This is a genomic window from Parabacteroides sp. AF19-14 (assembly GCF_003635485.1).
GTDB classification, from domain to species: Bacteria; Bacteroidota; Bacteroidia; order Bacteroidales; family Tannerellaceae; genus Parabacteroides; species Parabacteroides distasonis.
Map to the genome: position 1 here is coordinate 330,340 of NZ_QTMJ01000004.1, position 6,822 is coordinate 337,161.

The 6,822-nt window shown below is 49.6% G+C and carries 7 protein-coding genes; 4 read left to right on the forward strand and 3 right to left on the reverse strand.

Translation table 11 applies throughout. From position 1 onward, the window contains the following. Positions 1–522 precede the first annotated feature (522 nt). The 3 genes from DWX33_RS06335 to DWX33_RS06345 are packed head-to-tail and all read right to left on the reverse strand — an operon-like array spanning position 523 to position 2,904. The gene (locus DWX33_RS06335) at positions 523–1,110 is read right to left on the reverse strand and encodes a hypothetical protein (protein ID WP_122380041.1); all 588 of its coding nucleotides are present in this window, start codon (positions 1,108–1,110) and stop codon (positions 523–525) included. Continuing rightward, complete coding sequence (locus DWX33_RS06340; protein ID WP_122380042.1) at positions 1,107–2,360, reverse strand: AAA family ATPase; 1,254 nt, start codon at positions 2,358–2,360, stop codon at positions 1,107–1,109. Before DWX33_RS06340 ends, DWX33_RS06335 begins: the two co-directional genes overlap by 4 nt. A 49-nt stretch (positions 2,361–2,409) precedes the next feature. Continuing rightward, positions 2,410–2,904, reverse strand: coding sequence for a hypothetical protein (locus DWX33_RS06345; protein WP_044544873.1), 495 nt, complete (start codon positions 2,902–2,904; stop codon positions 2,410–2,412). A gap of 185 nt (positions 2,905–3,089) precedes the next feature. Here DWX33_RS06345 and DWX33_RS06350 point away from each other — a divergent pair, with 185 nt between their 5' ends. From DWX33_RS06350 to DWX33_RS06365, 4 genes are all read left to right on the forward strand, one after another. Next, a complete protein-coding gene (locus DWX33_RS06350; protein WP_057329605.1) occupies positions 3,090–3,659 on the forward strand; it encodes a BT4734/BF3469 family protein in 570 nt (189 codons plus the stop codon). A gap of 68 nt (positions 3,660–3,727) precedes the next feature. Further along, complete coding sequence (locus DWX33_RS06355) at positions 3,728–5,533, forward strand: DUF3987 domain-containing protein (protein ID WP_122380043.1); 1,806 nt, start codon at positions 3,728–3,730, stop codon at positions 5,531–5,533. A gap of 117 nt (positions 5,534–5,650) precedes the next feature. After that, entirely contained in the window at positions 5,651–5,857 is a 207-nt protein-coding gene (locus DWX33_RS06360) for a DUF4248 domain-containing protein (RefSeq protein ID WP_057326494.1), read from the forward strand. Positions 5,858–6,157: 300 nt separating this feature from the next. Further along, positions 6,158–6,625, forward strand: a complete 468-nt coding sequence (locus tag DWX33_RS06365; protein WP_005857915.1) for an HU family DNA-binding protein — start codon at positions 6,158–6,160, stop codon at positions 6,623–6,625. Positions 6,626–6,822 lie beyond the last annotated feature (197 nt).

Below are 6,822 nucleotides of genomic sequence, written 5' to 3' on the forward strand. Positions count from 1 at the left end.
CTCAATCTCCCACTCCCGCTCTGGGAACCGGTAAGGCTCCAGATGAAAGAACGTGGCGTAGATCTGGTCCAGCGATTCCAAGAGGAGGCTACTTAGTGCCCATGAACATGCGTGGACAGAATGTGAATCCCAAGAAATCAAATGAGGTCTCCAGATAATCCAACTTCCTATAACCACTCTTGCATAACACAGCCTTTGTCTTTTCTTGGTTTAACGACAGTCGGCAGATTGAGAATCGATTCCTTCTGATATTTTGCCTCTGCCTCTGACTGACAATGGCAGATTGTATCATCCGCATATCTCTCAAAAGGTATTTGAGGATAATGTATCTGCATTCATCTGTCAAACACATAGCGCAAGAACAGATTGGCGAGAACAAAAACTATGACAGCCCCTTGGGGTACAAACCTTGCCAACTTTGCAGAAGGCTTTCATTTGTCGCTCACTACCTATTAGTCTCCCTCCAAACAGCACAAAAGTGGTTTGTAATCAACGGAATAACATCTCCAAATATATTCCCCTTTAAGCCTTAATAACCCTTAAATACCCCTCATTAAGCACCTCAACCTCATTTTCCCCGAAAATGATAACATCTAAGTCTTGCTTGTATTTCAGTTTCTTGTCTTGATCTAGGACGAAGGCTTCGAAAGGGGCTTTACTGCTATGATCTGGGATAGAAATAATCCAGTAAACACGATGACACTGGCGATTTATGATTTTTTTCTCGTCTCTCAAGAACAAGAATGTTTTTTCCAATTGCCTCAAGGCATTACCGGCATTCGAGGCTATATTTTTATCTAAGCAATATTTTAGTTCGAGTAAGAATAACCATCCCTTGTTTTTAGCTCCTGAAGACGCACACATACATTCACATTGCTTTACCACCTTGCCCTGCTCGTCTTTCAGCACAGATTGGTTCTCTTCAAAATTGACAGCATCAATAGAAATACCCTTTTTATTTTTCAAATGAAATACTTCCAGTTCCCCCGGTTTATTTGCCAATATTTTCACACCAGAAACAGAAGTATCGTGTGTCTTAGAATACTCCGTATAGTCAGCTATATAAATATCCGAATTATGATTCTCTATATGTGGAAATACGTCTCTCATCCCTCCTCATAATAATTAAGCATATTATTAAAATCCTTCATGATTCCTTGAATGATACGATTGAAATAATTAGCCCGGATCAATCCGGAGGCATCCTGAATGGTTCCGTTAGGATTATTCCCATCCGAACGCATCTTGCCATCCTCTATTTCCCAAACCGCTACATCTATCGGATTCAACGCCGCATTTCTACAATCCAATTCCTCATACTCTTCTTCTGGCATCTCGCTTTTCACCCTATAAGCCATCAAGCAGTTATTCAAGGCATAGAGGATATACGGGCTGTGGGTCGTAAGCACCAAACGGTGGTTCCTTCCATGATTGATAGCGGTTAACAGATAGAAAAGAAGGTCTCTCTGGGCCTCGGGGAAAAGATTTTGCTCGGGTTCTTCTATCACAAACTGCGTATGCGTATATACTTTTCCCTGTATAAAGCCCGCTAAACGTCTTTTCAGTTCCTCTACTTCCTTTGATGTCCGATTATCCCCGTCCAGCTTTTCCAACAGTTTTACGATCTTTTCTCCCTCCGCATAGGAATAAGGTTTCTCTTCCTCATATATGCCCTTGGAGAGCCAATCGATCAACAGGATCAATGGCACGATAGACTGCAATCCGCTGGATGCAGTACGCAACATCAATTTTTTACCGTTCCGCATCTGCAACACGTCCGTATCTCCATCCCCTAAATAGTATTCTATTCCCATATTCAAGATGTCCATCTTATGGTCAATAGGATATTTTCGTTTGGCATCGTACCAATTCTTTATAAAATCCAGAAGATTATCATTATCTTCCGCATAGTCACGAAGATTGGGGACGGCAGAGACAAAATTTCGTTCCGCCGGGATATAAATCACCTTCGGATTGATTTTCTTTTCTATCGGGAAAAAGAAAAACTCTTTCTCATTATAATGTGCCGATTCATATTCAACACGATATGGGATCGGTATCGCTTCGGCTTCATTCCAATTATAAGCATATGTCAAGTTATCGCCGGCATAATAGATCATGGAATCCTCATTAAAATAAGAACCGGATAATTTATGATAAGATTGTAAGCGTTTATAGGCATCCTTCCATGCCATCTTCTCTTCAAACGCATTTGTTTTCTCCATCCAAGTACAAAAACTGATAATTTTAGCCAATGTACTTTTGCCACAACTCTGTGGACCCATGAATATATTCACCTTCTTCAGTTCTATATCCACGGACTTTATGGGTCCTACATTTTTTACAATCAAACGGGACATATTTTTCACTTTTTGTTCTTATTCATGCAAATATAGCTCTTTTTTTCAATTATCCTCCTTCCCCCAGCACATACTTCCTGATCCCATACCGAATGCTCGGTACATTCGCCCCGTTCACGAACGTGAGGTGAGGCAAGAGGGCGCTGATGAAGGCACGGCTCTTGACCAGCTTGAGGGGAGACGAGTAGTCGGCTAGGATCTCGTTGTAAAGGTCCGTCAATACCGTCTGGCAAAGGGTGACCGTGTCCGGGCAGGCGCATAGGCGGGCCTCGTAGACAAGACGGGTCGCCTCGTCCGGGATGAACAAGGCCAACGAGGAGGGTTCAGCCGTCACTGGAGGGGCAGGAGAGTTTATCGGAGGAGACGGAGACTCATGAAGTCCCGATTCCGCGGGCGTAATCCAACGTTCCGTCCGTGTCACCGTCCCGTCACCCCAATGGATGTTCTGGATAGCGATGGTGGCATTGGGCAGGATCTGCACGTTACCTCCATTGACCGTAAAGGCAGAACGTGCCTGTTCCGCCCGCTCTTGATTTTCTGTCATATCCGTTTTTAATTTAAGTGTTAACAATAATCACCCCTTTCACGGGGGTATATTTTATTTCTATCCTCATTTCATCCACCGTACGTCCGTTTCCGTACCCGTCCCGTCCATCGCTATTCCGGGAACGGGCAGGAACGCGTTCCTTTACCGGCAGTAACCGAATAATCAATTTATTTTATCCGATCATGAAAGAGTCTATCTTTTCCTTTTTCAACGCCCCCATCACCAATCAAGTACCGAACGGGGTCGTCTGTGTCAGTCAATTGTACGCCTATATCACCACCAGCGAGTGGCTGCGTGAGCGTACCGATCAGGTACGTGCCGCATCGAGCGACGAGAAACGGTTCAGGCGGCTGAAACAGAGTTTGCTACCCTATGTCACGCCCGCCGGTATCTTCTCCTACCGCAAGGAAGATCACTTGCTCGTGCCCTCGGGCGAGTTCGTCATCGACATCGATCACCTTTCCTCACCCGAAGAGGCGATCTGTTGGAGGGACACGCTGTTCGCCGATGAGCGGCTACGCCCCGATCTCTCCTTCGTGAGTCCCAGTACCACGGGAATCAAGCTCCTCGTACCCTATCGCCTGTCAATCAAGAAAACCGTAGAGGAGTCTTTCGATGAGGCGGTACGATTCGCTTGGGAATATCTTGAGTGGAAATACGGGCTGAAAGCTGATGCCACGAACGCAGACCTCTCACGGGCTTGCTTCCTTTGCCACGATCCCTCAGCGAGGCTAGGAGACCGGAATCGTTGACAGAGGACAAGTGACAGTTGGCAGTTATAAATCGTTATTCATTATTCACCATTCATTATTCATTCATCATGAACCCATTATCAGATCTGGAGCGGCTCGTTGCCGCCATCGAGAAACAGGGGGCGAACATCGCTCCCACCTATCAAGAGTATATGCCGATCGCCTTCGCCATCGCCAACGATTGCGGAGAGGCCGGCCGGACATTCTTTCATCGTATCTGCCGGATGTCGGAGAAATATGTCTCTACCGAGGCGGATAAGCTATACGACCATGCCCTCAAAGGAGGCAATGGACGGAATGGCTTGGGATCCGTATTCCACTTGGCGGACCTAGCCGGCGTGAGGCTGGACAAATCCTTGGCCGAGACCGGGAAACTTTCAAACTTTCAAACATTCACGCCTCCTTCACACACGCACACGTGTACGCACGAGGAACAGTCCGTGAAAAATGTCCCGCCCGCCTTTCCGGAGTATCCTTGGCCCGCTTTCCTCAAACGGATGATCGACCGGGGCGATACCCCCGCCCAAAAGGATATCCTCCTGCTGGGAGGTATCACCGTGTTGGGAGCGACACTCAACAAATCGATCCGGATATCGTACGGGCGAAAATTCTACTACCCTTGCCTGCAAACGTTCATCGTCGCCCCTCCCGCCTCGGGAAAGGGAGCCCTCGCTTGGACACGCCGGCTTGCCGAGCCGATACATGAGGCGATGATGGCGAACTACCGGCAGAGGCATAAAGCTTACCGGGAGGAGAAGAGCCGTTGGGACTCGCTGGGCAAGAAAAAATCCGATACGCCGGAGCCCGAGATGCCTCCCCTCAAGATGTTCCTTATCGCCGGTAACAATTCCGGCACCGGCGTGCTGGAGAACCTCATCGAGGCCGACGGCATAGGGCTGATCTGCGAGACCGAGGCCGATACCGTGAGCACGGCCATCGGCACCGAGCACGGGCACTGGAGCGATACCTTGCGTAAATGCCACGACCACGAGCGACTGGCTTTCAACCGACGCACGAACCGGGAATACCGGGAGTGCCCGGCCTCTTACCTCAGTGTCTTGTTAAGCGGTACTCCAGCGCAGGTACGGCCACTTATTCCCTCGGCCGAAAACGGGCTGTTCTCACGCCAATTGTTCTACCGGATGCCGCCTATCGATGAGTGGGCGGATCAGTTCGAGCAGGGCGACGAGGACATGGATAGCCTCTTCTCCGATTGGGGGAGACAGTGGAAAATGCTCGTGGACTACCTACATGAGAGGGTCAATGTCATACAATTCCATCTCTCCGACACGCAAAAGGAGCGATTCAACAGCTGCTTCGCACGCATATTCGGGCACGCCGGTCTTTCCTACGGTTATCCGATGCGAAGCTCCGTGGCCCGTATCGCCATCAATATCTGCCGGATCGCTTCCGTGGTGGCCTTCCTGCGATCGGTGGAGAGTCTCCTCATCCCACAAGCCATTCTCTATTCTCAATTTTCAATTCTCAATTGTCCCGGTCTCTCGCCTGCCCCCGAGATCCCGGAGGAGAACGTACGGGACGGTATCGTTCCTTCCCTAGAATTACGCATCAACGATGACGATTTTCAAGCCGTCCTCTCGCTCGTGGAGCCGCTCTACCGTCATTCGGCGGGCATACTCTCCCTGCTTCCGTCTGACGAGGTGCCACGCTCTCGTACGCCAACGCCCCAAGAGGCCCTCTTCGCGGCCCTTCCACTCTCTTTCAACCGACAACAGGCCTTGGAGGAAGCAGAGAGGAACAACATCCCCACCGCCACCCTAGATACCTGTCTCAAGCGAATGCAGGAACGAGGCACGCTGGAGAAGAACGGCCGGGGCGAGTACAGCTTCGGCGACCGTGTCACCCATAAGTAATCCCGGCCTCCCTCACACCCCTATATAATGTACCCAACGGGCGTGTGTGTGAGGGGGGGGACGAATGTTTGAAAGTTTGAAAGTTTCATTCTCCCAAATCTATAAATCATAAATCAAATGTCCTTACCATTAAGAAAGTCCGCATTGGCGGCATCCTATTTCCCTGAGCTGGCCTCCCATCAAGCTTGTAACCGTCTACGCCGTTGGATCATCCGATGCACGGAGTTGTACGATAAGCTGCGGGAGACGGGCTACCGCCCCGAGCAACGTATATTTACGCCACGACAGGTGGGGTTGATCATACTCTATCTTGGTGAACCGTAAATTAGTTGACAGTTACGCACAGCGGTAAATTAAAACGGCCTATTGTCACTTGTCAACTAGAACAGGCATTCTAAGGTCTTTACAATGCCCATCCAAGGCTTCTTATAATGCCTATTCAAAGGGGCTTACGATGGGCAGCGTAAGAAACCGGCGGTTATCACCGTGTCCCATGTTAATTAATCGTTATTCCCTGCCTCGGGCATCAACCGGCATCACCGCCTCTTACGGCGGAACCTATCTTTGTAACGTTGATCAGCAAATAATTAATTTTCTATTATCAACTTTTAATTTTCAATTACCATGCCACAAGCATTTCAAGCACGAAAATTTTTTATCCCCAAGACGGATCCCAAGCAGGAGGTGTACAAGCCGGTTCCCTATTATTTCGGTACCCTGTCCACGCAAGACGCGGCCGACCAGATCGCCGAGGAGTCGTCGCTCACGAAGGGTGACGTATTGAACGTGTTGGACCGCTACCAGCGGTATGTCATCAAGAACCTCCAGAAAGGCTACAAGGTGGAGCTGCTGGGGTTCGGAACCGTCTATAACCGCTTCGTCACGGAGAAGGGGGTAGCGACCGCCCCCGAGGTCAAGGCTACGCATATACGGACTATCGTGCCGGGATTCTCGCCTTCCTATACCATACTGAACGGGGCACGACGCTACTCGCTGCTGGGCGAGAAGACTTCGTTGCTCAAGGTGACGATACTCGGGACGCCGGTGGAGGAAGGGGGCGGTTCCGATTCTGAGTCGCCTGATGAGATCTAGTGTCACTTTTGGCTTGACCCAAAAGTAACCAAAAGGTCAAGGCTGACGCTGACGGGCTACTTCGAGACCTACGCTCGCTGTCGCATCCCAACTCGCTTCGCTCAGACAGGGATGCTCCTCACGTTCGCTACGGTCTCTTCGCTTGACGCCCGTCCGCTGAGGCCGTCCGAAGGAAAGCGGTGCTTTCCTCTTATATC